At 41.1% G+C, this 22795-nt stretch carries 21 protein-coding genes and 1 pseudogene; 12 read left to right on the top strand and 10 right to left on the bottom strand.

The window, feature by feature from the left end; all coding sequences use genetic code 11:
• The first annotated feature begins 359 nt into the window (after nucleotides 1–359).
• The 3 genes from WN50_RS08305 to WN50_RS08295 all read left to right on the top strand — a co-directional run bounded on the left by WN50_RS08305 (nucleotide 360) and on the right by WN50_RS08295 (nucleotide 3447).
• On the top strand, nucleotides 360–1208 hold the full coding sequence (locus WN50_RS08305; protein WP_046278101.1) for a hypothetical protein: 849 nt from the start codon (nucleotides 360–362) through the stop codon (nucleotides 1206–1208).
• A 238-nt stretch (nucleotides 1209–1446) separates the two neighbouring features.
• On the top strand, nucleotides 1447–1929 hold the full coding sequence (locus WN50_RS08300) for an ABA4-like family protein (RefSeq protein ID WP_046276891.1): 483 nt from the start codon (nucleotides 1447–1449) through the stop codon (nucleotides 1927–1929).
• A 96-nt stretch (nucleotides 1930–2025) separates the two neighbouring features.
• A complete protein-coding gene (locus tag WN50_RS08295; RefSeq protein WP_046276890.1) occupies nucleotides 2026–3447 on the top strand; it encodes a dihydrolipoyl dehydrogenase family protein in 1422 nt (473 codons plus the stop codon).
• 28 nt (nucleotides 3448–3475) lie between these two features.
• On the opposite strand, the gene WN50_RS08290 is transcribed toward WN50_RS08295, so the two are convergent.
• Nucleotides 3476–4078 (bottom strand): DUF2059 domain-containing protein, encoded by a 603-nt coding sequence (locus WN50_RS08290; protein WP_046276889.1) that lies wholly within the window; start codon nucleotides 4076–4078, stop codon nucleotides 3476–3478.
• 93 nt (nucleotides 4079–4171) lie between these two features.
• The gene (locus tag WN50_RS08285; protein ID WP_046276888.1) at nucleotides 4172–5569 is read right to left on the bottom strand and encodes a DUF1800 domain-containing protein; all 1398 of its coding nucleotides are present in this window, start codon (nucleotides 5567–5569) and stop codon (nucleotides 4172–4174) included.
• 99 nt (nucleotides 5570–5668) lie between these two features.
• Here WN50_RS08285 and WN50_RS08280 point away from each other — a divergent pair, with 99 nt between their 5' ends.
• Entirely contained in the window at nucleotides 5669–6295 is a 627-nt protein-coding gene (locus WN50_RS08280) for a TenA family protein (RefSeq protein WP_046276887.1), read from the top strand.
• A gap of 36 nt (nucleotides 6296–6331) precedes the next feature.
• Here the strand turns inward: WN50_RS08280 and WN50_RS08275 are convergent, their stop codons facing one another.
• Entirely contained in the window at nucleotides 6332–7639 is a 1308-nt protein-coding gene (locus WN50_RS08275; RefSeq protein WP_046276886.1) for a pentapeptide repeat-containing protein, read from the bottom strand.
• A gap of 1006 nt (nucleotides 7640–8645) precedes the next feature.
• Between WN50_RS08275 and WN50_RS37095 the strand changes: the two are divergent.
• Nucleotides 8646–9353, top strand: a pseudogene (locus WN50_RS37095) (adenylate/guanylate cyclase domain-containing protein); the annotation flags it as partial.
• Nucleotides 9354–9631: 278 nt separating this feature from the next.
• A complete protein-coding gene (locus WN50_RS08265) occupies nucleotides 9632–9913 on the top strand; it encodes a hypothetical protein (protein ID WP_046276884.1) in 282 nt (93 codons plus the stop codon).
• A 77-nt stretch (nucleotides 9914–9990) separates the two neighbouring features.
• On the opposite strand, the gene WN50_RS08260 is transcribed toward WN50_RS08265, so the two are convergent.
• A complete protein-coding gene (locus WN50_RS08260) occupies nucleotides 9991–12777 on the bottom strand; it encodes a CBS domain-containing protein (protein WP_046276883.1) in 2787 nt (928 codons plus the stop codon).
• A gap of 373 nt (nucleotides 12778–13150) precedes the next feature.
• Here WN50_RS08260 and WN50_RS08255 point away from each other — a divergent pair, with 373 nt between their 5' ends.
• From WN50_RS08255 to WN50_RS08235, 5 genes are all read left to right on the top strand, one after another.
• Nucleotides 13151–14113, top strand: coding sequence for a DNA-methyltransferase (locus WN50_RS08255; protein WP_235440877.1), 963 nt, complete (start codon nucleotides 13151–13153; stop codon nucleotides 14111–14113).
• Nucleotides 14110–15066 (top strand): hypothetical protein, encoded by a 957-nt coding sequence (locus tag WN50_RS08250; RefSeq protein ID WP_046276882.1) that lies wholly within the window; start codon nucleotides 14110–14112, stop codon nucleotides 15064–15066. Before WN50_RS08255 ends, WN50_RS08250 begins: the two co-directional genes overlap by 4 nt.
• A 64-nt stretch (nucleotides 15067–15130) precedes the next feature.
• The gene (locus tag WN50_RS08245) at nucleotides 15131–15310 is read left to right on the top strand and encodes a hypothetical protein (RefSeq protein WP_200906237.1); all 180 of its coding nucleotides are present in this window, start codon (nucleotides 15131–15133) and stop codon (nucleotides 15308–15310) included.
• A 27-nt stretch (nucleotides 15311–15337) separates the two neighbouring features.
• A complete protein-coding gene (locus WN50_RS08240) occupies nucleotides 15338–15940 on the top strand; it encodes an SMI1/KNR4 family protein (protein ID WP_046276881.1) in 603 nt (200 codons plus the stop codon).
• Nucleotides 15941–16183: 243 nt separating this feature from the next.
• On the top strand, nucleotides 16184–16423 hold the full coding sequence (locus WN50_RS08235) for an antitoxin (RefSeq protein ID WP_046276880.1): 240 nt from the start codon (nucleotides 16184–16186) through the stop codon (nucleotides 16421–16423).
• 120 nt (nucleotides 16424–16543) lie between these two features.
• On the opposite strand, the gene WN50_RS08230 is transcribed toward WN50_RS08235, so the two are convergent.
• From WN50_RS08230 to WN50_RS08205, 6 genes are all read right to left on the bottom strand, one after another.
• Nucleotides 16544–17359 (bottom strand): MBL fold metallo-hydrolase, encoded by an 816-nt coding sequence (locus WN50_RS08230; protein ID WP_046276879.1) that lies wholly within the window; start codon nucleotides 17357–17359, stop codon nucleotides 16544–16546.
• Nucleotides 17360–17414: 55 nt separating this feature from the next.
• Nucleotides 17415–18002 (bottom strand): anthranilate synthase component II, encoded by a 588-nt coding sequence (locus tag WN50_RS08225; protein WP_046276878.1) that lies wholly within the window; start codon nucleotides 18000–18002, stop codon nucleotides 17415–17417.
• A 2-nt stretch (nucleotides 18003–18004) separates the two neighbouring features.
• On the bottom strand, nucleotides 18005–18523 hold the full coding sequence (locus WN50_RS08220) for a diacylglycerol kinase family protein (protein ID WP_053221459.1): 519 nt from the start codon (nucleotides 18521–18523) through the stop codon (nucleotides 18005–18007).
• Nucleotides 18524–18744: 221 nt separating this feature from the next.
• Complete coding sequence (gene ybeY, locus WN50_RS08215; protein ID WP_235440876.1) at nucleotides 18745–19353, bottom strand: rRNA maturation RNase YbeY; 609 nt, start codon at nucleotides 19351–19353, stop codon at nucleotides 18745–18747.
• Between the two features lie 161 nt (nucleotides 19354–19514).
• On the bottom strand, nucleotides 19515–19721 hold the full coding sequence (locus WN50_RS08210; RefSeq protein ID WP_046276876.1) for a DUF3285 domain-containing protein: 207 nt from the start codon (nucleotides 19719–19721) through the stop codon (nucleotides 19515–19517).
• 133 nt (nucleotides 19722–19854) lie between these two features.
• Nucleotides 19855–20466 (bottom strand): thylakoid membrane photosystem I accumulation factor, encoded by a 612-nt coding sequence (locus WN50_RS08205; protein WP_200906236.1) that lies wholly within the window; start codon nucleotides 20464–20466, stop codon nucleotides 19855–19857.
• Between the two features lie 221 nt (nucleotides 20467–20687).
• On the opposite strand from WN50_RS08205, the gene WN50_RS08200 reads away from it, so the two are divergent.
• Nucleotides 20688–22724 carry a coiled-coil domain-containing protein gene (locus tag WN50_RS08200; RefSeq protein WP_046276875.1) on the top strand — a complete coding sequence of 679 codons (2037 nt, stop codon included), beginning with the start codon at nucleotides 20688–20690 and terminating at the stop codon, nucleotides 22722–22724.
• The last annotated feature ends 71 nt before the right edge of the window (nucleotides 22725–22795 follow it).

Below are 22795 nucleotides of genomic sequence, written 5' to 3'. Positions count from 1 at the left end.
GCTTGTTGGGTTTCACTCTCGTTCTACCCAACCTACAATTTGAGCTTGTTGGGTTTCACTCTCGTTCTACCCAACCTACAATTTTAGTTAAAACTTCTTCAAAATTAGTGTTAAAAGGGAGACACCCGCCTCCCTCCTGCAACACGGGATTAACCTCCAGCCGCAAACGATCCGATAATCAGGATTGACAATGCCATACCGGGTAACAGAAGCAATCCTAACAGTAAGAGTTCGTGTCCAGTCATAGCTTTTTCAACCTACAATCACAATGCTATAGGATGTAAGATAGCATTCCTTTTTGATGAGTCTCCAAAATCTTAACCTTTCTTTTAGAGGCGTTTTAGCCGGAGAATTAATTGATGAGACGACGCATTAAGCTATTATCATTCACTGTTGCAACCACTATTGCACTTTTATTACTGGGTGCGACATTAGTGGTTTTGGGGATTTTTGATGAAATTCTGAAATGGGATATTTTCAGTGCGAAAGTTGAAGCGGTTTTATTCGGAATATTTTGGGCGAGTGTGGCTTTAAGTGTGTTTGGGGTGGCGATTACTTTTGTATTAGGAATTCAAGAAATTGTTAGTGCAATTGGTTCTCTAAAACGGAACCCAGAGTTAGACAGTTCTAATGTTGTTCCTGAAGCCCCAAAAACGACTTATCTCCTGTATATGGTGGGATTAGTTTCAGTCTTTTCAGCCTTAATTGGTGTTCTCTCTTGGGTTAATAATCGCATCACTGTTCATCGCACTCAAGTGTTTAAAGAAATTGCGGCTGAACAAATGCAAAATTTACAAGATAAATGGGTGGAACAAATTAGTCAAATTACAACCCCACCCCGCAATAATGTACCGCTTTCTTTGCATGAACTGATACAAAGTGTTGTCAAATTATCTTTTGTGAATCAGATGACGTTGTATTTGCCGGATACTCAAGATGAAACGGTAATTTGGAGTTACAATTCTTGGGAAGGTTACAATAAAAATAATGGCTTTGATCGAACATTTGTAGCCAAAGAATATGAACAAGCCATTCAAGCAGCATTTGCCGGAAAACCTGAACTTTTACAGGTGATTAATAATCGCACAGGGTTTACTTGGTATTATGTCGTTAAAAATCCCCAAAATAAAGCGATCGCTGTATTAAGAATTGATGGCAATACTCAAGAAAACTTTCGAGAATATCGCCTAGATGGTGAATCCCGTTAAATTTTAAAATCTATAGCATAAATCTATAACAGGGCGGGTTCCGAACCCATCTAGATTTCCCACAAACAACCTTAATAAACCCGCCCCAGAGAATCAATAAAAAATCCTATAGGGCGGGTTCATACAGATTTATATTTTACCCGAAACAATCTTGCAGAACCCGCCCCTAGATTCGGGTTGAAAAATTGAAAAAAAATGATAAAATAATAACGCAACTTCTCTCAAAACACTGCAAAAAATGCTGATTCCCATCGAACAAATTTTTACAGGTGCAAACCTATTTGTCCTGCCTTTCTGGGCCTTAATGATTATTCTGCCCAACTGGGGAATTACCCGAAAAGTCATGCAGTCTTATATTCCCTTTGTCCTGCTGGCTGCGGTCTATATTTATTTATTTGTCAGCAGTATTACCCCAGAAAACGCTGCGGCATTATCCGACCCAAAATTAGCAGATATTGCTCGTTTTTTTGCAGATGAAACCGCCGCCGCTACTGGATGGATTCACTTTTTAGTGATGGATTTATTTGTTGGGCGTTATATCTATTTAGAAGGGCAAAAAACAGGAGTTTGGACAATTCATTCTTTGGCTTTGTGTCTATTTGCAGGGCCGATGGGGTTATTATCTCATATCCTGACAACTTGGATCAAGCAGAAATTCTTCCCCGGTTCTGACACCGAAACACCAACAACAGCCGATATTTCTTCTGCCCAACAGTCTTAAGTTGAAAAAATCTTAACCCCTACCCAGTGATTTCTCAGAGAAAATTCAGCTTGTTGGGATGAAATAATAGAAAGTTAATTAAAATAGGGGGAAATAATGGCGGTTGAATACGATTTAGTGATTATTGGTGGGGGTTCAGGTGGGCTGGTTGTAGCGAGTGCAGCCGCCCAATTAAAGGCAAAAGTTGCACTGGTTGAACGCGATCGCTTAGGGGGGGATTGTTTATGGTTTGGTTGTGTTCCTAGTAAATCTTTAATTCATGCGTCCCGAGTCGCTTATGAAGTCAAAAATGCCGCTCGTTTTGGGGTTCATACCGAACACCCAAAAATTGATTTTGCAAAAGCTGCTGATCACGTTCAAACGGTTATTAAAACCATTGAACCTCACGACTCACCGGAACGGTTTAGAGGCTTAGGAGTAGATGTTATTTTTGGGGATGGAAAATTTTGCGATCGCCAAACTTTTGAAGTCAACGGACGTCAACTCAAAGCCAGAGCGTTTGTGATTTCTACAGGTTCTCGACCTGCAATTCCGGCCATTCCTGGTTTAACAGAAGCAGGGTTTTTAACCAATGAAAAAGTCTTTTCTCTGCAAGAACGTCCCGAGAATTTTGTGATTATTGGAGGAGGGCCTATTGGGTGTGAATTAGGACAGGCTTTTTCTCGCTTGGGTTCAAATGTCACAATCATTGAAAGTGGAAATCATCTCCTCCAAAAAGAAGACCCAGAAGCCGCCCAAGTTGTACAGGATCAACTGATTTCAGAAGGGATTAAAATATTAACTCAAACTCGCGTTGAACAGGTTGAATTTAAAGCGGGTAAAAAACACATTAAAGCCGGAGAAAATACCATTATTGCGGATGAAATCTTACTCGCGGCTGGACGAGTTCCGAATGTAGAATCCCTCAATTTAGAAGCGGCAGGGGTTGCAGTCGGAAAACAAGGCATTCAAGTGAATAGTAAACTCCAAACGACAAACCCCCGAATTTATGCTTGTGGGGATGTAATTGGTGGCTATCAATTTACTCATGTAGCGGGTTATGAAGCAGTTGTTGTGTTAACCAATGCTTTATTTTTTCCAGTGAGTAAAGCCAACTATCGAGTCATTCCTTGGGCGACTTTTACTGACCCGGAATTAGCACGAGTCGGGTTAACTGAAAAACAAGCCATTGAACGCTATGGTAAGGATATTTATGTGTTAAAACAGCCTTTTTCGGGAGTTGATCGCGCCCAAGCGGAAGGCAAAACATCAGGATTTGCTAAGATTATAACACGGGGAAATGGTGAGATTTTAGGCGCTCATTTAGTCGGGCCGTCAGCCGGAGAATTAATCCATGAAGTTGTGTTAGCAATGGCTAATAATTTAAAGGTTTCTGCTTTAACGGTAATTCATATTTATCCGACTTTATCTGAAGTTAATAGTAAAGCCGGATTACTGTTGAAAAAACAGAAATTTGCTCAAAACCAATGGCAACAAAACCTCTTAGAAAAGTTCTTCAACTGGCGGCGATCGCTTTAAAAAGTCAATCGATATAAGTGCAGTTTCGTTATCGGTTGATCCGTTTTAATTCTTCAGTGATTATTTCTTGAATGATACTGGTGACGGTTGGCGCAATCACTTGAGCGGTACGTTGAACGGATTCTTGCAATAATTGCGGCATGATTTCAATGGTTCTTCGTCCTGTTGGACTCTTATAAAAATCAATTAATACCCGCAAATCGTCATTGGTAAAATATTTATCGTAGAGGGGATAATAAACTTCCTCAACAATCTTTTGATAATCAATTCGTTCGAGAAATAACTGATTATATTTCTGAGCGATGCGGCTCATTTCTCGATTCATATTAGCGGCAACTTGTTGACGTTCTTGGGGTGAAAGTTGCGGTGATCCTACTAAGTCAGAACCTAACATGGCTGTAAACTGTTGTTCCATCTGAGACAACATCGCTTGACTGACTTGCTGAAACGTTTTTTCTCCTCCTGTAAGTTCGAGAAATTCTTCGATGAGTTTTCGTTTTTCTTCAGGAATTTGCTGTGCTACTCTCACTCCAGGTTCAGAAGTTCGAGGTAAGAGTTGAGCGTTAGAAACGTCAGGAAACAGAAAAAACAAAGATGAGGTTAAACCGATGAATAAAATTCGCTTCAACATGATAATATGATTAGAGATGTTAGGGGATTGCAAACCAGAATAGTATATCTAAGTAGTAATGAAGTAATCCAAACCTTTTTGTTCCTGAATCTTCTAATATTTCATAAACTCTGGACTCCCTAAAACCAAAGCCGCTTTTAGATCCGGCGAACTTTTGTTAATCACTTCTTGGGTTTTTGTAGACAAACGATTGCCTATCGTTTCAACTAACTTTTGAGGATCTACAGGTTTATTCTCATTCAGTATCCCTTTAGAAAACGGTATAGCTAAACTGCTACGACGAATCATGGTATCAGGATTTAACCAAGCCTCCTGAGTATTTTTATAACCATCCGGTGAAGAACACCCATACAAAGGCATTCCCAACTGTTTCAGCCAACCATTAATAGAGTCAAAATTACTCACCTCATCCACTGCTCGCATCACAGACACAATATAACGGTAAGGTGTTTTAAACTTCACCTGATAAACTTCAGGACTCCAAAACTCAGAACTGGTAAACAAAGTATTGAGAACCTGGCTAATTTCGCCTTGAGTTTCTAAAAATTTATCCGCCATCTTTTTCACGATAGAAATCGGGGGATTATCCGCAACAAAGGCTTGAGCTAATTTATAGCTAATGTGTTGAGCCGTCGCCGGATGACGAGCTAAAATATCTAAGGCTTCCTCACCTTCTTCTATACCTCTGCCTTTGATGGGATGACCTAAAAACACTTTATCCTCAAAATCATGGCGATCGCCTTCAAACTCAAACCCATCTTCATCTTCAACTCGCTTGGCAGGCGGATCAGGAACTCCCCAACCTGTAAAAATTCGAGCTAATGCAATAATATCAGCTTGAGTATATCCCCCATCTACACCTAAAGTATGAAGTTCTAACAATTCCCTGGCATAGTTTTCATTCAGTCCTTTAAATCTTCCCTTGGCTTTTGGACTTCCGGGGGCGGTATTTTGCCAGTTATCTAAATACACTAACATCGCCGGATGCTTGGCTGTCGCCCCTAAAAGTTGACGAAATTTTCCCAAAACATGAGGTCGAATTGCCTGTTGCTCGTAGGAACTAAAAAACAGCCGAATTTGTCCGCCTTGCAAGCCATCAACATTAAAATGATTATACCAAAAATCAACCATTATTTCTTGGAGTTGTCGGGGACTTTCATAAGCTCGTAGCAACCGTCCCCGTTCAGCTTGTTTGCGGATTTTTTGTTCAAAATCTCCTTTAACTTTTTGCATAGCTTTTGGCTCTAACTTGAGCCTTTTCGCTTCTTCGATCAACCGTTGTTGTTGTTTAAAAATCTGACCGGGCGTTAAAGACAAAGTATCGAGGGGTTGAATTTTTTGAGTTAAAGGATCTGGAATCGTGATTGATGTGGGTTTGAGTTGAGCTTGAATATAAGCCTCAATTCCCATCTTTTTAACCTGTTGAATCAGTCCGGCGGTAGAGCCAAACGTTAGACGATTAATGGTATGGAAAATACGAAGATCATTCATAGGGATTTCGGGTGTGAGAGCGTTGAGAATAGAGGGTAGATTCAACCGGGTTTTTGAGATAAACTCATTGATGAAGTGCAGTAAAAACCTTCTACTTCTATGATATCGAGCGATCTGTGGCAAGCCAACCAAGACCTGAGCATTGCTTGTCTTGAACATCCCTTTGTCCAAGGCATTGCTCAGGGAACTTTGCCGCGAAGTTGCTTTGTCTTTTATGTGGGACAGGATGCGTTTTTTCTCAGAGCCTTTGCTCGCGCCTATAGTCTGGCTGCGGCTAAAGCTCCCGACTGGGAAGGTTTTAACCTATTTCATCATCTCGCCAACGGGGTACTCGAAGAACTGCAACTGCATCAACACTATGCAAAAGCTTGGGAGATTGACTTACAAACAATTCAACCCGGAGTCGCCACCCGTCGCTATACCGAATTTTTATTAAGCACAGCTTGGACTCGAGATATTGGTGCGATCGCGGCTGCCATGACTCCCTGTATGCGGTTGTATGCTTTTTTAGGGCAAAAACTCGCTCAACCCGAAATTCCTAATCATCAATACACCGACTGGATCAAAACTTATAGTAGCGATGAATTTGAACAACTCGCTCAACAACTGGAAAATCTAACCAATCGCTATGTTATTAATGAATCTGCCGCTCATAGTATCTACCGTTACGCCCTATTCTGTGAACAAGAATTTTTTCAAGCCGCCTGGGAACACAAGAAACAGTGAACAGTCACCAGTGAATATTGATAACTGTTCACTGTTTTACCGTCCTAACTTGTTGGGAATCCCTTCACAACCACCGGGAATGGTTTTTCTCGACTTAGAACCACACCAAGCACAACAATAATAGCGGTTTTCATCAGATAGACCCTCAACCCCGGTTAAATCAGCATTTTCAAGCACTGCTCCTGTATGCTCACCCGTTTCGTAGTTCGGCATTTTTGTGCGACTGCGGGGAGTTGCAGTTTCCGATGAACCGTAAAACAGTTTTGTCGCTCTTAGCATTGCGTGGGAGAGATTCGCTTCAAAGAGAATCGCCCTGGATAAATTAGCACGTACCAAATCACAACCACTGAGATCGGCTTTGACTAAATTCGCTTCGGCTAAGTCTGTTCGGCGTAAGTCTGTTTTCCTTAAATCTGAACAAGCCAACATTGCACCCAAATCTATCACCCGAATTCCTTCTAAACGATCTTCGGCATAGCTACCATTACCATCGAGGATCGGCCGACCGAGATGGCGATCGCGTTTCAGGGGAGTAATCAGTTTAGCTTGCGAGAGAAAACGTAAAATTTTGGCTTTGCCTTCGGCATTCACACTGCGTATTATGGCGGCGGTTCGTCCCTCTGCAATCACCCGTTCTTGCGGCCAGTCTTCGAGAAGTCCTTGCTCCCCTAACGCCAGATCAGAGACGCCTTGAAAGTAAGCATCAATCGTTTGCTGTTGAGTGATTAAGTTTTGTTGGATGGTTAAATCTCTAGAAATCACATATTGACGCCAAGCGACATAAACCGCCAAAATCGCGATTAAAATCTGACCTAAAGCGCCGATCAGTTCCCCTAACGCACCGATCGCTTCCCAATTAATTACAATATTGCGACTGCCAAAATCTTTGTTGGAGCCGCTTAACATCAGTAAACCTGCGATCCCCGCTAAAATCCCAAAGCTGGCAATAATTAAGCTCCGCCATACTGGAGGAATCAGGCTTGTCCAAACCTGTCCCCAACTCGGCCAGATCATTCGTAGGGATGCAAATAAAGCAACGAAGGCGCAGAGATATCCAACCCAAATATTATCCAGTGCCAACCCCAGGATCATAATTGCAACGGCAACTAAGGTGATCACAGAGGCTAGAAAGTTGCTTGGAGACTTTGATTCTAAATCTCCAGTTAGACTGTATTTACTCGCAGACATCGCAACCGCTTGTTCAAATTCTTCGCGGGTTGTCGAGACTTGCGCCTCATCAGCATAGGAGATCACTCCATTGTTGGCAGGGGTTCCATTTGAACTCTCTGCGTTTCTATCCGATTCTGTAGGATTAGGAGAGTGTGAGTTAGGTTGCTCGGTCATAGGTTAGGGAAACTGGGTTGAAATAGCGATTCATTCTAGGATGCAATCCTTCTGTTGATTGTACCGAAAACTCATCCAAAGCTGACTAGAGTGAACGATTGTTCTGAATGTTTGTGTTAAGCTCAAGATTGAGACTGTGAAACTTGTCATCAAATTCAGGGTCTAATGCGGATGCCGAGCTACAGAAGGTCTATTAATAATAAGAGCAAAAACCTAGTCCTTTATACTCAATTCATTTTAATACAATTTCTGCTAACTTTCACAGGAGGCTTGAGCAATGTCATCTCAGGGGAGACCGTTGCTTAGATTTTTAAAGGCTCGTTTATCTAAGCGGATCTCGATCTGGATTTTAGCCAGTATTTTTTTGATTGAGTTGATTATTTTAGTTCCTTCTGTTTATCGTCGAAAGCAGGAACTTTTACAACAGCTTGCGATGGTGTCTTCGGGTAAAGTTGCTTGGATTATTGCCACCTATCCTTATCAGTCACAAGCCGAACTCTTAAAACAATTAATTCATCTCAATCAGCTTGATGATCCGGTTTTAGGCGGTGCATTATATCAACTTCCCGACGGACAACTCATCGGAGAATTTGGCGAACCGCCTCAACTGTCGTTTTCTCAAGCCAGACAAGGTGACAGTCTCTATCTAAACACAGCATCCGGCGATCGCTATGATTTTGCTTGTAATCTCGACTCTTTAAAAGATAATTATTTAGTTGTCGTTCGCCATGATGCTGATCAAATCACGCAAGAAGTTAGATTTTTTATTGTCAGAATTGCTGGATTAGTGCTGATTATTTCCTTTTTTGTCGTCATCGGAACGATGATTGTTTTAGAAAAAATGGTGATTACACCGATTTTAAATCTCCGACTGGATTTAATCAAAGCGGGAAAATCAATTTATCAAAATCAAGAACCGCCTCAATTTTATTCGGCTTCTATTCAACGCAGCGATGAGTTAGGAGATGTGATTTCTGCCTTTATGCAGATGTTTGATCAGATTCATCAAGCGATTACCTCACGTCAAAAGGCTGAAGATGCTTTGCGAGTGGAAAAGGAAAAATCAGAACAGCTTTTACTGAATATTTTACCTCAAGCGATTGCTGAACAGCTTAAACAACAACCGGGTTTAATTGCCGATCGCTTTGAACAGGCGACGATTTTATTTGCGGATATTACTGATTTTACCGGACTGGCTTCTCAAATTTCCCCGACGGAATTAGTTAGTTTACTCAATCAAATTTTTTCTAGTTTTGATCGCTTGGCGGAACGACACGGGTTAGAGAAAATTAAAACCATCGGAGATGCGTATATGGTTGTCGGAGGACTACCCAAACCCAGAAGTGATCATGCAGAAGCGATCGCTCAAATGGCGCTGGATATGCAGCAAGAAATTTATCGATTTAAACGAGAAGATAATAAAATACTCAATCTCCGAATTGGGATTAATACTGGCCCTGTGGTGGCGGGTGTGATTGGGTTAAAGAAGTTTTCCTATGATCTCTGGGGAGATGCCGTTAATATCGCCAGTCGCATGGAATCTCACGGGAAAGTGGGCGAAATACACGTTACAGAAGCGACCTATGAATTATTAAAGCATCAATATGTCCTAGAAAAACGAGGGATCGTTCAAGTCAAGGGTCGCGGCGAAATGACAACCTATTGGCTGAAAAGTCGTAAACCCGCTTCTGTTGAGTCTCAAGTCTTGACTTGATTTATTTTTAGTATTGAGAGAATATTAAAACTTAGAAAAAGGTGTCTTTGAATGGCTGAAAAAGTGTAATCAATTTAACTTTATTTTTTCTTTATAAAAGGTAAATTCAATCAGTTGATTCCGCCAAAATTGAAAGCTAAATTGCGATTCATGGCTTGTTATTAGGATAACATTTTTAATTTATTAAATCCGTGCAGATAGATACTGATCCAAATTGGAAGAACCTATAAAGTAATGATTAAAGCCAAGCAAGTACACCATATACTAGGAGGTTTTGGATGAAAAAGCTTATCGGTATCATCACAGTTGCTTTCGTCGGACTCAATGTCGGTCTACCTGCTCAAGCCCTCGGTACAAGCGGACAAGATATCGTTTGTGGCTACAAGTACAAAGTGGGTGATAGTGGCTGGACAAATGGCACCACAGGTAGCACTACTCGTCAAAATGCTCGCCTCAGCCGCACTCAAATTCTCGCTGGCTTAGAAAGCGAAGCTACTGATTCTGGAGAGAGTTTTGATGTTGCATACTTAGGATGCCGCGACCCCTATGGTCACAACTAATTTGGGGAAAGTCAAACCGTTTTTAGGCACAACCCAACATCAATATTGTGTGGGATGTCCATCTGAGCAGATTAGGCTCAACAGTCCCCAAGCAACGAATATTTCGCCTGAATAAAGGCTTCTGCGGATTTGCGATCGCATATCTCTTTATCTAGTGTTGCAACCAACAAATCATCGAGCATCTGTTTAAACTGAGAACTTGGTTTATACCCCAATTGTTTCAAATCATTGCCATTCAGCAACGGTTTGATATTCCACCAATGGGTTAAATATTGCCAAATTCGACGTCGAACCCATCGCGGACATTGCACTGCGATTAAAATCAACATTGGCAAATTATAAGGCACTAACAGTCTGTAAAATTGACTGGCTAGTTGGCATTCTGGCATCAATTTTACCACCTCGGCTTTAGCAGATTCTAACTGTTGAAGTCGTTCAGTGCTGTCTACAGGAAATTGCAGCGTTTCCGCAACATCGCCTCGATATTCCGGCGCTAAATGAGCAATTAACACCTCTAGCCGTACCTGCCAATGGGTTAAGGTTTTCTCGGCATCAAAACGAAGTAAACACCGATCTACAAATTGAACTTGTCGCCACAACTCCGGGTTCAATTCTAACGTCGGATGAATACACCGTAATGCTTTTAATTCTCCCAATAATTGTAACGCAGGTTTCCAGTAGGGAGCTTGTAAAATATATTTTAACTCACTTTTCAGGCGAGTTTCCAGAGCCGGAACCCGTTGTTGAGCCGAATAATTTTGTGATTGCACTCTTTCATAAATCCCGCTATTAATCGCATATTGAATATAATCTTTCGTTTGAAACTCAATGTCAAATCCCAGTCGCACCGCAAACCGAACCGCTCGATAAATTCGCGTCGGATCTTCAATAAAACTATTGGCGTGTAAAACTCTAATTTTTCGATTTTCTAAGTCATTAACCCCACCAAAAAAGTCTAATAATTCACCTTGATGGGGTTGAGTTAGACGCAAGGCTAACGCATTAATCGTAAAATCTCGTCGGTACAAATCTTGACGAATTGAACTCGCTTCAACTTCCGGGTTGGCTGCGGGATAGGGATAAAATTCTGTTCTCGCTGTTGCAATATCTATCCATAATGAATCTAAAATCGGATCATTATGCCATAATAAAGCAGCCGTTTGAAACTGTCCATGAACATCTAAACGAGCATTAGAATAGGATTTTTGTAAAGCAGAGGCTAATTCAACAGCAGGCGGATTTTTAGCTTTTTGTTGAGGGTTTTCTGTGACTTCTAAACTTTGATGACAACCATCAACCACTAAATCAATATCAGTCAGTAATAGCGTTTTTTCCGGATCAGCTAATAACAAATCTCGTACCGCTCCCCCTACTAAATAAAGTTGCCAACCCCGTTGTTGGGTGAGTTCCGCCAGTCGGTTCAAGAGTTCTAATAAAGGCGGCGCCAAACGCTGTTCAAGTAGCTGTTGAATAGAATCACAAGTTGAACCGGGAATACAGCCTTGCATTAACGTTTTTTTCGGCTGTTGTTGTTGGTGAAGCAGTCGTAAAACGTCGGTTCGGGTGACAATTCCTACTAAATTATTCCCGTCTAAAACAGGTAAACGTCCGATATCATACGTCACCATTAATGACTCTATTTCCGGTAACGTTGTGTCGGGTGTAATGGTTTTTAATTGCGGCGTCATATACCCTTTAACGGGAGCATGACTAAACCCATGATGCAGTGCAATATCAAGGTCACGCCGAGAAATAATTCCCACTAATTGATCTTGTTCATCTACAACTGATAAACCGGAATGACCATAACGTAGTAAAATTCGATGGGCTTCTGCAATGGTTGTTTCAGGACGAATAGTTCTAACGGGAGAAGACATCAACTCTTTTGCAGTCGGAGGATGAGGAATTTGTGCTTGAAATGCTTCGACAATTTCTGCTAATTTTTCTGAGGGATTAGTATCTTTAATAACCACAGAAGCCGCTTGATGATGACCTCCACCACCCAACGGTTTAAATAGTTGATTGAGGTTCGTTTGTTCGATGCGGGAACGTCCAATAATCGTTAAGCGTTCAGCTTCTTTATTCTGACGTTGCTGGCAATTTCCGAGTAATAACGCATCACTTTCGGTAATCTCAATCAGTTGGGAAGCTAAACTCGATAAACCCGGTACATAGTCCTCCGTTTCTAACAATATCCAAGCCACTTTATAACCATGAACAGTGACTTGATTTAACTGTTCTAAAGCTGTCGTGAGTAAATCTTGTAATTCGGGTGAAAATCCCGGTTCAATATATTCTGCGATCACCTGTAAACTCGCGCCTTTTTGCATCAGCCACGCCAACGCTAAGGCATCTCTGGCTGTACTTCCTTCAAAGGTGAGTGAACCTGTATCCACATGAATTCCTAACGCCATTACCGTTGCTTCTGCTGCGGTTAATAGCCATTTTGTGTCTTCAGTTTGGCTTTGTTTTTCGGCAAGTTGTAGCTTTTCAACGACTAACGTTGTTGTCGCACCAACGGATTCTATTTGAGTGGTTGTTGCAGGAATATTTAACTCACTATCGGGATGATGATCACAGACGGTTATTTCGTATAAATCGGGTAAATCAAACCATTCCGATGCTTTCCCTAAACGTTGACGATTTTGAGTATCAACAACGGTTAGAAAACGAATATTTTCTGGGTTAACAGAACGTCGTTCAATGAGGGGAAATTCATCTCGATGTAAGGCTAAAAAATCTCGCACGGCTGGATGAGAACCGCCTGTTAAAACGATTTTACTTCCCGGATACAAACGTGACAGTCCAACAGCGGCGCCTAAAGCATCAAAATCTGCGGTGGTATGGCATAAAATTAGGTGCATAGGAATAGAAAAAATGACGTTAGTCAGGAGGAACTTTATCTATTTTAGTCTTTTTTGAGCAAAATTATAACTACCCTAAGACATGATAAAATTTGAAATCAAGTAGGTTGGGTTGAGGAACGAAACCCAACAAACCAGAGCTTGATTGAACCTAACAGGGTTGTTATTGTTGGGTTAAACTGGCGTTTAACCCAACCTACAGTCTATATTAGTCCTTTTTGAGCCAAATTATAACTAACCTAAGACATGATCGAATTAGACCTAACTTCATAGAAGAGATTCCTGCTTGAGTAAACTTTTATAAAATCCAACCTCAATGTGCTATGATTATTCAAAACCGTGATTGGTATGAAGAGAGGAGAATTAATTTAGAGTGGCTAGTTCAAATCAAGCTCCAAACGGGACACAACTCTCTTTCGCTTTGGAGTTTGGAACACAACAAATTAAGAAGAACATAAAACCCTTAGCACAAGGGTTTCAACTTCAATATTCCCATGCTCATGGGCAACTTTATCAAGGTGATTCAATTGATTGGCTGAAATCTCTTGATTCTGAAAGTATCGATCTAATTTTTGCCGATCCGCCTTACAATATTAAAAAAGCCGATTGGGATAATTTTGAGAATCAAGAGCAGTACGTTGAATGGTCGCTTCAGTGGATTGTTGAAGCTTCGCGTATTTTGAAATCTACAGGTTCTCTGTATATTTGTGGATTTTCTGAAATCTTAGCCGATATAAAATATCCGGCATCAAAATATTTTAAGGGGTGTCGCTGGCTAATTTGGCACTACAAAAATAAAGCGAATTTGGGTAACGATTGGGGTCGTTCTCACGAAAGTATTCTTCATTTTCGGAAATCAAAAAGCGTTAAACTCAATGTAGATGATGTACGAATTCCTTACGGCGCACATACCTTGAAATACCCCTCCCATCCCCAAGCCAAGACGAGTGCCTATGGAAAAGGAACAAGAAAAAAGCGGGACAATTGGACACCCAACCCCAGGGGTGCAAAACCAAAGGATGTGATAGAGATTCCCACAACTTGTAACGGTATGGGTGAAACCACCCCTCATCCCACCCAAAAACCCGAAGAGTTATTAAGAAAATTTGTTTTGGCATCTTCTAACGAAGGGGATTTAGTTCTCGATCCCTTTTCCGGATCGGGAACAACTCTTGTTGTTGCAGAACAACTGAATCGACGTTGGATAGGCTGCGATCTGAATATCGAGTACAATGATTGGGCGTTCAGACGGATAGAAAATGTTCGTCCCATGACAAAAGAAGAATGGATCGCTTTTGATCGTAAAAATGCTGAAAGAAGAGGAGCCATACGATGAGCTTAACAAGTCTGGTTAATCATGCAACAGATAAAGAACGTTTTCAAACTCTTGAAGATTACATAAGTTTCTGCAAAGAATATTTAAGTTTTGTTGAGATCGGTTTGCAGGCTAAAATAGTCTCGCAAAATGAAAATCACTATCAATTTTATCAATATAGGGATGATGCAGACTACAATATTACACGTCCAATTAATACCTTATTGATGTATGAAGAAAGTACATTCGAGACGGCTTCCATTGAGTTTTTACAAACTCTTGAACAGCTAAAAGATAGACAGTTACCTGCAAATAGTTTAAGGCACGTTTTAGTTTGTACCATTTACACTATTCAGCAATCTATTGGTGCTGCTCTTGATGCTTTGCCTTCAGGACGCTCTAATCAAGCTCGTAAGGTCAACGGAGATCTTTTTGAGCGTTTAATCCGTCTCATTATTTCAGAGCTAGGTATAGATTGCGTTGCTGGAACAGTACAGGTACCAATTAAAGACGATAACAATGAGATATTGTGTACTACAAGTTATCAACACGATTTATTGATAAGTGAAGAAGATCAACTCAAAATTATTGGTTCAGTGAAAACTTCTAGTAAGGATCGCATTGATAAAATTTTTGTAGATAAGTTTTTATATAGCAAGTTAACCAGTACCGATTTGCCTCATATTGCTATTTTCCTAAATGACGTGCAGAGAAAGAAAACTAAGAAAGAGAACCAATCTGGTATTAGTGCAACTTTCTTACCCGGGCATTTTAAAGCTTATACTATCAAGTTGAATCCATTAGAGGGTGTGTATTATTGTGATATTCGACCAAATATGGTTATTGATTCCTTACTTAAACAACACATTAAAACTATTGATCACTTTTTCTATGATGATCTTTGGTATTTACTGAATCGAGATGGCCAGTTCTTGGAAGAAGTAGAAATAGAAGAAGGAGAAAGTGAAGAATAGACGATAATAGATATGTGCCATTTTTATTGTTAAAGTGTAGTAGCTATGACTGAGTTACTTAAACGTGCGATCGCGTAGCGTCCCGGAGGGAATCGCTTCGATGATTCTCGAAGAATTAGAAGACGAGCAACGCTGGGATGAAGTATTCTCTCGTTCTCCCGATACTCTTGCTAAACTTGCTGCTATGGCGATGAATGAGTATCGTGCAGGTAAAACCCAAGAGCTTGATCCAGAAACATTGTGAAATGTTGAAAATTAGTAAGTAAAGAATATGAACACAATTTGGGAAAGAATTGATCATTGGTTAACAGCCCATGCACCGCAAGTTCTAGAAAGTCTAAATTCCGGGGCGACAGATCAGGAAATTGCCCAGGTTGAAGAAATTTTTGGTGTCAAATTTCCAGAAGATTTTCAGCAATCTTACCGCATTCATAACGGACAACATGAGGATTCTTATTCCCTATTTCCACACTTGGAATTCCTCTCTCTCCAAGGTATAATAGAAATCTCTCAAAAATGGCCAGAGTTTTTAGATGAGAAATTTATCTGCGATCCTGAAGACGTTTCTGAGGGAATTTGGAACGGTTGGTGGAACCCAAAATGGATTCCATTTACTCTCGAAAGTAACGGGGCTTGTGAATGTGTAGATTTAGCCCCCGCAACAGGTGGGAATGTTGGACAAGTGATTATTGTTGAGTGGAAAGAATCAACAAGAGGACTGATTGCACCGAGTTTTCGAGCGTATTTAGAGACATTTGCAGAGGCACTAGAACAAGGCGAATATCAGTTCTCTGAGGATGATTACGGGTTGGTTAATTTAGTTGATTTTGAAAGACTTGAGTCTAACGATAATCCGACGGTTCCTGAAGATTAAAATCTCTGTCTAATTGTAAAAGTCCTCTCCAGAGAACTTGATTTTATTGAATTCTAGAGTCAGTTTGAAAGACCTGAGAAACCTGGTTGATCAACGAAAAATATAGGCAAGCTAGGGGAAGTTGCCAGAAACCGGGTTTCTGACTGGGAGCAAGAATGGAAACAAACTATTATTCAATAGTATGATTAAAAGTCAGTCGAGTGGAAACAAATCTATGCAACCAAAGTTTCAGGAGGTCGCTTTATGCTAAACTCATGCCATGTTTCTCTCTTAAGGAATGGACAAGATCAAGTCCTAACGATTCCCCCTGAATTTGCCCTATCAGGCACAGAGGTGTTGTTACGAAAAGAAGGTCATCGATTAATTATTGAACCCATTCCTCCCCGTTCTCTGCTTTCCCTGCTGACGACGTTGCAAGACATTACAGATAATTTTCCGGACATGGATGAGGGACTATTACCCCTTGATGATGTCACACTTTAGATCTGCCCAATGACTTGACTCTTGTGACTGCAAATACTCGTGAATTTGAGCGTGTGCCTGCCTTGAGTTTAGAGAATTGGTTGCGATAAAATTCGTTCAAACAAATGTATGTCAGTTGTTTTAGAGTACCGGATTCCCTGGGGAACCGTTGCCAAACTGATAACTCAATACCTCAATCACCGAACCCTCAGAAGGCAGATTTCCGGGTTGGAAAGTCACCGTATCGCTAGCCACTCTCTGAACTGGCGTTTCCCCCATCACTTCTAGAAAATTCTCCAGAGGAACCAGATCACAAGTCGCCGGATCTGCCGCTAAAGTTTTATAGTGCATGGGAATCACGACTCTCGGATTGAGAGTTTGGATTGTTTGCTTGGCTTCTTCTGGGGTATAAGATTTCGGCCCACCCCCGACAGGAACAAACATCACATCAGGCCGTCCAATCAGAATCCGTTCTTCAATATCAATCGGCCCTGCGAGTCCCCCCAGATGCAGAATTTTGATTCCGCCTTGTTTCCACATCCACGCCACATTCGTCCCGAACCTGCGTCCTTGTTGGCGATCTTTAATTGTGCGAATCCCTTGAACTTGAGCGCCGTTGAACTGATACACTCCAGGTTCGTAGAGTAACGCCGGATTTCCCGAAAATCCATCAATTGAACCTTCATCCAGCAAGCGACTACTAATCAAAACTAAATCCGTATCAACCTTCGGATTTCGATATCCAGCAGTACAGCCAATTTGACGGAAGGGATTGATCAAAACTCGCAAACCGCCACCCGAGAAGAAATAGCAAGTATGACCCAGCCAGCGTACTGTTAAGCCATTACTCGAACTAGGGGTTTGAGCGACTGCCAAGAGCGATCGCTCGATCCCTATCGTCGAAAAACCTGCTAATACACCTGTTTGAACCAGACGGATAAACTTTCGCCGTTTCATAGAAAGCGGGGATTAAAAATCAAGGATAGATTAAGGAGATTGAAAGTCAAATTTCCTACAGTGACAGCAGGAAGTTTTTCAGGAGCTGTTTACCGCTAGTGGTTAAAATGCTCTCTGGATGAAACTGGACGCCTTGAAGATGAGGATAGTTCCGATGTCGGACACCCATGATCGTCCCATCCTCTACCCAAGCCGTAATTTCCAACACTTCAGGACAAGTTTGACGTTCAATCACCAAACTATGATAGCGGGTTGCACTCAAAGGATTCTCTAAACCTTGAAAAACTCCCACGCCTGTATGATGAACGCTAGAGGTTTTACCGTGCATCAGTTGCGGCGCTGAGACAATATTTCCGCCGAACACCTGACCGATACTCTGATGACCTAAACAGACTCCCAGAATCGGTAATTGGGGGCCTAAGCGTTCGATCAACTCCAGAGAAATACCCGCATCTTCTGGACGACCTGGCCCCGGAGAAATGACAACCGCTTGGGGTTGCATCTGGTTGATTTGATCAACGCTAATTTGGTCGTTACGATAGACGCGAACTTCATTAGCTACAGGTAACTCAGCACCCAGTTCACCTAAATACTGCACGATGTTGTAGGTGAAGCTGTCATAATTATCAATAACAATAATCAAGACTATACTCCTGCGGTCACTAGCCCCAGTTGCACCAGTAGGGGGGGAATCAGCAACATCATCGCCACTAATAATGCTGCGATCGCAAAGATTAAAACGGCTCCTGCCGCACAGTCTTTCGCGATTTTAGCCAGTTCGTGGTAGGACTGACCAACGGTTAAATCTACAACAGATTCAATGGCTGTATTCAACAGTTCCATCGCCATCACCGCTCCGATGGTTAAACCAATCACCGCTAATTTTACGGAAGACAGGTGTAAAAAAAAGCCCAAGCCGATAGCGAGGGTGCCGATAACGGTATGAATCCGAAAATTTCGTTGAGTTTTGTAGGCGTAGGTGACACCTGTCCAAGCGTATCGGAAACTCACCAATAGATTAGAAGCGACAGTCCAAGAAGAACTTGAGCGGCTTTGAGCTGAGGGAGGCGGTTCAAGATGGCCTAATACTTTAGTAGAGCGGTGATGAGGAACAGAGACTAATCGGGCTTGCATGGGTGCGATGGAGGGTTCATTTAAGTTCATTAGTTATATCCTTTAGTCGGTACTTTTGAGACATCTAGGTAAATTTTGCTATCAATGTTTGAAGAAATTTAACACGTTGCCAGCAATTTAACATAACTGGGGTCGGACTTTACGGATAGAGTCCTGTTTTTTGGGTAGAATGCCAATCTAGAAGCTAAAGTTAGTAAAATTTTCATCATTCAATTCACTCCTCTTTGACCCTTTCTTCAGATGTTTGTTTCTTATTCATCCAATAGAGTTGGTGAATATTCGGCTAAGTTCACTTGGATGGTTGCAGCATTTACCTCTAAATTGACGGCTTGCAGCATAATAACCTGCTGATCAAGCATTTGGATCAGCATCTGTTGATCAGGGTGATCCCAACCCAGGAGGTGTAAAAGTCCATGAGCCGCCAGCCATCCTAGCTCGATTTTCAAAGAATGCCCTTGCTGTTGAGCTTGTCGATCAGCCGTCTCAACAGAAATCACAATGTCACCCAGGTAAAGAGATTCAGATGAAAACACCCCAGCAGGGAGTTGAGGGCAACCTACCTCCAATGTAGCAAAGGCTAAGACATCTGTCGGTGCATCTACGGAACGATATTCGGCATTGAGTTGTTGGATCTCAGTATCATCCGTCAGACGCAGACTTAACTCGTAACTTCCTGCTTGCGGAATATCCGGATTAAGAATTTGAAACCACTGACTAAACCATTGTTCCCAAGTTTCGGGAGAAATGGGACAGGAGTCTTTCCCCTCAGATCGACTTTTTTCCGATGCGGGTGGGGTAACTGACTCCTCACCCAGCCAGAAATAGTCTTGAATGTTAACGTACAGTGAAACTTGACTCATTAATACCATTTTCAAAACAGATGCTCACTGATTTACTCGCCATTATTATAGAAAATAGGGAAAAGAAATCATCTAAAAAATTGTCAAACTTGAATTCTGAACTTTTTCCGAAATTTGCTATTTTCAACAACTCTCTTTTCCCCATTTCCGAGAATTTGCGGTTATCGAGTGATATAAGATACACCCACCAGGAAACCCAACAGGGCGATCGCTGTTAAAGAAAAGTGAAATAAAGATTTGCTTCCTTTTCTCACCATATTTCGCATGGCGAGTTTCACATAGCTCGGTTGCGGTTCAGGGGCTTTTTGGGGGCTTTGAGAAGCAGGAGTTTCACTAGGCGTAGAAGATGTAGAAGGTGTAGAAGTCATATCAAAATTGATGATTATTTTAGAGAGTGGAGCTATTTAGACCTGAGATTAAGGTACTAGCAAAGATGTTAACTGTTTTTCCGCTCTTTTGCTAGTTCCTTTTGTCTAGAAAACCGACAACCTCAGTTTAAGATCACTTTTGAGTTTCAACCAGTTCGATATTAATCTCGTTGAGCGGTGTACGTTTAAGTTCTATTGATTCTGATCGCGGAAGTAAATCAAACACTTTCCGAAACTGATCATCGATTTTCTCAAACGCCACTAAACCGACTTCATCTAAAACGACTTTACCGGATTGATCAATTAAAACGGTTTGAGGTACAAAACCTCTATAGTAATGATCGGGTTCGGTGACATTTTCTGAGGGAACAGGTGAAATTGCATCGACATTGATCGGCATAAAATCCGCCGCTCTTCCGTAAAATTGCTGAAGCTGAGAAACAGTTGTCGCAAATTGTTTACAGTCGCGGCTGTCATCGAGAAAAAATACCAGCAAAGCGGGTTTTGAGCGTTTGAAAGACTCGGCTAGGGTGACTCGGGGCGGAACCAGAGAACCATTACTCCCATACAAGGCGAAAATATTCCCATCGAAGCGATCATCCTCAATATTCGCCCAAGCTGGGGAAACCGCCATTAGAAGCCCTAGACTCAGGGTGAGACAAAGGACAGTCAGGCGAGTTAAAAAATGTCCTTGACGGCGTAGAAGGGATTTGAACATTTGAGAATCAGGTTTGAAAACAATCATCAATTCGTTGATAGCCAGTAAGGAATTATGAGCTTATACTATTGTTAGGTTTTCTTTGATAATTGTAAAGGCGCGATCGCATTTTATCCGCCTCGGTTCGTTGGGGTGTTCTCTGTGTCTCGGTTTTCAGTTAAAGTCAGTTTTTCACCACAAACTTTCAGCAAGGGTTCGTGACTTTCTGAGAACTTTTTTGACAATTAACCCCCTTCGGACTAAATTTTATGAACACTGCAACGATTCTGCACATCAAAGGTGAATTTCAAAGTTTGTTGGACTCGATGAAAACGTTCTGCGAACAACCCCATGCTGTTGGACCGCAGACTCTCGAGCAAATTAAAGCATTTTACAGTAAACTGCTCTGGATTAATAGTCCTCTCGAAAATGAACGGAAAAATCATCAAGCCTTTGGTGAACTCGATAAACTGGAGTTGATGTTTGCCAATGAATCAGAGCAAAATGCTTGGTATCAACGTCGAGAAAAGCTAGAGAAAATGATGGATCGAATGATCGAACACAGTTCGCTGTTGATACTGCTTTGCCAAATCATTCAGTTCGATCCTTCTCAAAAAACTTTTGATTTAGTTCTGCAATTGCTTCGCGAAATTATTTCGTTTATTCAGACAGAAATTGCAAGTTTGGAAAGCGAAGATAGTCATTTAAACTACTCAATAAAAGATTTTCAGCGTTTGGAAGCCTCTCTGAACAAATTTGTCAGTCAAGCCGATCATGTTCAAGGAGAACAAGCGGTAAAATTTATTGATGAACTAAAATCTAAGGTTGAGTATTATCAGTTATTAACTCAAGAACAATCGGAAAAGTTCGTGACTCAAGAAGCCGAGGTAAAACGACAAGAAGAATTGGAATTAAAACACCAGCAACCCGAAGAAATTCAACAGCAAATTACCAACTTAAAACGTCAACATCAACAACAACTTCAAAACCGAGAAGCCGAACTTTTAGAGCAAATTAACCAACTGCAAAAACAAATTACCCCATTAAAAAGTCAGCAAACCGAAAAAAATCAGGAACGAGAAGCCGAACTTGTAACTCAAATTAACCAACTTCAACAGCAAATAGCTGAGGTACAGTGTCAACACCAAGAACAAACTCGTCAAGGACAAGCAGAATATACACTGAAAATTAACCAACTTCAACAACATATCGCCGAATTAAAAACTCAGGAAGCCGAAAACATCAAGCAACGAGAAGCGGAACTTTCACTTAAACATCAAGAACAACTTGAAAAATATGAAAGTCAGTTAAAACTCCAACATCAAGAACAACTTCAAAACCGAGAAGCTGAACTTTCAGACAAAGTTAATCAACTGCAAAAACAAATCACCGAATTAAAAACTCAGGAAGCCGAAAACATCAAGCAACGAGAAGCGGAACTTTCACTTCAACATCAAGAACAACTTAACAATTATGAAAGTCAGTTAAAACTCCAACATCAAGAACAACTTCAGCAACGAGAATCGGAACTTCACAGTCAATATCAAGAACAACTTCAACAACGAGAATCGGAACTAAGACAGGAAGAAAAAGAACGGATTCAACAACAAATCAACGAGTTAGAAAGTCAAATCAAGGAACGAGAAATAAAAGCGAATATCGAGGCTCAAAATAACGAGAAAAAACCGGACAGCATCAAACAGACTTTCACTTTACCCCTTGTGTTAATTTTGCTGGTTCCCCTACTCGGAATAGTTGGTTTTTCAGCTCAAAATACGTTCAAAAGGAAACAGGAACAAAACACGGTGAATATTGTTGAAAAAGTCACCGGAGAAAACAACATAAAATCGGCTGAAAAATTAGCTTTAGAAGCGGGTGAGATGATCAAAAATTCACCACATCCGCTCACGGTTTGGCAAACTGCACAAAATAAATGGCAAAAATCGATTCAATTATTAGAAGCTGTTTCTAATGATACAGCTAATTCTGAACAAATCCAAAAGCAACTGGAAATTTATCGAACAGACTACAACTCCGTGACTCAAAAAATCGCTCAAGAACAAAAATCAGTAAACAACTTAGAAGCGGCTCAAAAATTAGCCCTAGAAGCTTCTGTTATCGTGCAGAAACCTCCCTATCCGTTAACAGTTTGGCAAACCGCACAAGACAAATGGCAAAAAGCCGTTAATCTTTTAGAGAGTATACCCGAAGATGCTTTTATTGCACCGGAAGCACAAGAAAAATTAGACATTTATCGAACCAATTTAGAAATGATTCGCCAACGAGTGAAAACAGAATCTCTGTAGGTTGGGTAGAACGAAGTGAAACCTAACAGTTAAAGAAAGTGAAACTAAACAATTATCTTTCACTGTTGGGT

It is taken from the genome of Limnoraphis robusta CS-951 (genome assembly GCF_000972705.2).
The sequence above is the reverse complement of the archived record's forward strand: the minus strand, read 5'-3'. Positions and strand labels throughout refer to the sequence as shown.

Excerpts from the sequence above, each read along its gene's own strand:
- WN50_RS08305 (WP_046278101.1), top strand. The coding sequence starts at position 360 with ATGAGACGACGCATTAAGCTATTATCATTCACTGTTGCAACCACTATT.
- WN50_RS08300 (WP_046276891.1), top strand. The coding sequence starts at position 1,447 with ATGCTGATTCCCATCGAACAAATTTTTACAGGTGCAAACCTATTTGTC.
- WN50_RS08295 (WP_046276890.1), top strand. The coding sequence starts at position 2,026 with ATGGCGGTTGAATACGATTTAGTGATTATTGGTGGGGGTTCAGGTGGG.
- WN50_RS08290 (WP_046276889.1), bottom strand. The coding sequence starts at position 4,078 with ATGTTGAAGCGAATTTTATTCATCGGTTTAACCTCATCTTTGTTTTTT.
- WN50_RS08285 (WP_046276888.1), bottom strand. The coding sequence starts at position 5,569 with ATGAATGATCTTCGTATTTTCCATACCATTAATCGTCTAACGTTTGGC.
- WN50_RS08280 (WP_046276887.1), top strand. The coding sequence starts at position 5,669 with ATGATATCGAGCGATCTGTGGCAAGCCAACCAAGACCTGAGCATTGCT.
- WN50_RS08275 (WP_046276886.1), bottom strand. The coding sequence starts at position 7,639 with ATGACCGAGCAACCTAACTCACACTCTCCTAATCCTACAGAATCGGAT.
- WN50_RS08265 (WP_046276884.1), top strand. The coding sequence starts at position 9,632 with ATGAAAAAGCTTATCGGTATCATCACAGTTGCTTTCGTCGGACTCAAT.
- WN50_RS08260 (WP_046276883.1), bottom strand. The coding sequence starts at position 12,777 with ATGCACCTAATTTTATGCCATACCACCGCAGATTTTGATGCTTTAGGC.
- WN50_RS08250 (WP_046276882.1), top strand. The coding sequence starts at position 14,110 with ATGAGCTTAACAAGTCTGGTTAATCATGCAACAGATAAAGAACGTTTT.
- WN50_RS08240 (WP_046276881.1), top strand. The coding sequence starts at position 15,338 with ATGAACACAATTTGGGAAAGAATTGATCATTGGTTAACAGCCCATGCA.
- WN50_RS08235 (WP_046276880.1), top strand. The coding sequence starts at position 16,184 with ATGCTAAACTCATGCCATGTTTCTCTCTTAAGGAATGGACAAGATCAA.
- WN50_RS08230 (WP_046276879.1), bottom strand. The coding sequence starts at position 17,359 with ATGAAACGGCGAAAGTTTATCCGTCTGGTTCAAACAGGTGTATTAGCA.
- WN50_RS08220 (WP_053221459.1), bottom strand. The coding sequence starts at position 18,523 with ATGAACTTAAATGAACCCTCCATCGCACCCATGCAAGCCCGATTAGTC.
- ybeY (WP_235440876.1), bottom strand. The coding sequence starts at position 19,353 with ATGAGTCAAGTTTCACTGTACGTTAACATTCAAGACTATTTCTGGCTG.
- WN50_RS08210 (WP_046276876.1), bottom strand. The coding sequence starts at position 19,721 with ATGACTTCTACACCTTCTACATCTTCTACGCCTAGTGAAACTCCTGCT.
- WN50_RS08205 (WP_200906236.1), bottom strand. The coding sequence starts at position 20,466 with ATGATTGTTTTCAAACCTGATTCTCAAATGTTCAAATCCCTTCTACGC.
- WN50_RS08200 (WP_046276875.1), top strand. The coding sequence starts at position 20,688 with ATGAACACTGCAACGATTCTGCACATCAAAGGTGAATTTCAAAGTTTG.